We start from the raw sequence: 2,224 nt of genomic DNA on the forward strand, positions 1-2,224 counted from the left end.
CCATTCCCGTCCCCTGGGGGCGCAGCCCCCAGGGGACGGGAATGGGCAGGGGCGGCGGGGGCGAGAAAAATGAGACGAGACCCGGCTGGGTGGAATCCAGCCGCCGCGAGGCACGTGGCCTGCTTTAACGGGCTGACTGCGCCCCGCTCGCCGTACCAAGATTGCCCCTATGTCTGACACCAAGAGCCCGCTGCCCCGCGAGGTCGCCGACGCGTATGTCGACGAGCTCATCGCCCTCGACCCGGTGACCGGTACGTACCTCGGCGTGAAGGAGAGTTCGAGCCGACTGCCCGACACGTCGCCCGCCGGACAGGAGGCCGAGGCGGAGCTGATGCGGGCGACACTCGCCCGGCTCGACGAGGCGGAGCGGCAGCCGGGCGCGGACAGTGACATCGAGCGCCGCTGCGCGCGCCTGCTGCGCGAGCGGCTCACCGCGCAACTGGCCGTGCACGAGGCCGACGAGGGCCTGCGAGCGGTCGGCAACATGTCGACGCCGGTGCACCACGTGCGCGACATCTTCACCGTGACACCCGCCGACACGGACGAGGACTGGGCGGCGATCGCCGAGCGGCTGCGCGCGGTGCCGGCCGCGCTGGCGGGCTACCGCGAGTCCCTGTCCCTCGGCCTGGAGCGCAAGCTGTACGCGGCCCCCCGCCCCACCGCGACGTTCGTCGACCAGCTCACCGAGTGGGCGGACACGGACGGTTCGGGCCGCGGCTGGTTCGAGGACTTCGCGTCGGCGGGCCCCGAGTCCCTGCGCGCCGAGCTCGACGAGGCGGCCCGCACGGCGACCGCGGCCGTCGTCGAGCTGCGGGACTGGATGCGCGACGTGTACGCGCCCACCGTCGAGGGCGCGCCGAACGTGGTGGGCCGCGAGCGGTACGCACGCTGGTCGCGCTACTTCAACGGCACGGATCTGGACCTGGACGAGGCGTACGCGTACGGCTGGTCGGAGTTCCACCGCCTGCTCGCCGAGATGAAGCAGGAGGCGGAGAAGATCCTCCCGGGTGCCGGGACGCCGTGGGTGGCGCTGGCGCACCTCGACGAGCACGGCCGGCACATCGAGGGCGTCGAGGAGGTCCGGGACTGGCTGCAGGGCCTGATGGACCGGGCGATCGAGGCGCTGGACGGCACACACTTCGAACTCGCCGAGCGGGTACGGCGGGTGGAGTCCCGTATCGCCCCGCCCGGCGGCGCCGCGGCCCCGTACTACACGGCCCCGTCGGAGGACTTCTCGCGGCCCGGCCGCACCTGGCTGCCCACCATGGGACTGACCCGTTTCCCGGTGTACGACCTGGTGTCGACCTGGTACCACGAGGGTGTCCCCGGCCATCACCTCCAGCTGGCGCAGTGGGTGCACGTCAAGGACGATCTGTCCCGCTACCAGGCCACCGTCGGCGGCGTCAGCGCGAACGTGGAGGGCTGGGCGCTGTACGCGGAGCGGCTCATGGACGAGCTGGGCTTCCTGGCGGACGCGGAGGAGCGGCTGGGCTACCTCGACGCGCAGATGATGCGCGCGCTCCGTGTCATCGTCGACATCGGCATGCACGCGGAGCTGGAGATCCCGGGCGACTCCCCCTTCCACCCCGGCGAGCGCTGGACGCCCGAACTGGCCGAGGAGTTCTACGGCGCGCACTGCAGCCGGCCGGCGGACTTCGTGGCGAGCGAGCTGACCCGGTACCTGACCATCCCGGGCCAGGCCATCGGCTACAAACTCGGCGAGCGCGCCTGGCTGCTGGGCCGTGAGAACGCGAGCCGGCGCCACGGCGACGCCTTCGACCTCAAGGCCTGGCACATGGCGGCACTGTCCCAGGGTGCCCTGGGCCTGGACGACCTGGTGGACGAGCTGTCGCGGCTCTGACACCTCTCACCGACGGAACCCGCCCTCCGAGTCGACGACCTGCCCGGTGACCCACCCGGCCTCGTCCGTGGCGAGCCAGGAGATGAGGCGGGCGGGGTCGTCGGGCATGCCCCAGCGCCCGGCCGGGAACATCGCGGCGACGGCCGCGTAGTCGTCACCGGTCATGTAGTCCGTGTCCACGGGGCCGGGGTTGACGGTGTTCACGGTGACGGCGAGGTCCGCGAGAGTGGTCGCCAGGGAGCGGGTGATCGACGCGAGGGCGCCCTTCTGGAGGGCGTACGCGATCTCGCCGGGCATACCGCTCGCGATGTCCTGCCCGGAGGTCATCATCATCACGCGCCCGCCGGGGGTTCGGGGCGGGAG

At 72.3% G+C, this 2,224-nt stretch carries 2 protein-coding genes; one reads left to right on the forward strand and one right to left on the reverse strand.

The window, feature by feature from the left end; genetic code table 11:
- Positions 1–169 precede the first annotated feature (169 nt).
- Positions 170–1,861 carry a DUF885 domain-containing protein gene (locus FNH08_RS49060; protein ID WP_152778412.1) on the forward strand — a complete coding sequence of 564 codons (1,692 nt, stop codon included), beginning with the start codon at positions 170–172 and terminating at the stop codon, positions 1,859–1,861.
- Between the two features lie 6 nt (positions 1,862–1,867).
- Here the strand turns inward: FNH08_RS49060 and FNH08_RS49065 are convergent.
- A partial coding sequence (locus FNH08_RS49065; protein WP_152778413.1) for an SDR family oxidoreductase occupies positions 1,868–2,224 on the reverse strand: 357 nt, incomplete at its 5' end.

This window comes from Streptomyces spongiae, assembly GCF_009377185.1.
Taxonomy (GTDB): domain Bacteria; phylum Actinomycetota; class Actinomycetes; order Streptomycetales; family Streptomycetaceae; genus Streptomyces; species Streptomyces spongiae.

What these genes read in the sequence shown, in the direction of transcription:
- FNH08_RS49060 (WP_152778412.1), top strand. Translation starts at nt 170, where the DNA reads ATGTCTGACACCAAGAGCCCGCTGCCCCGCGAGGTCGCCGACGCGTAT.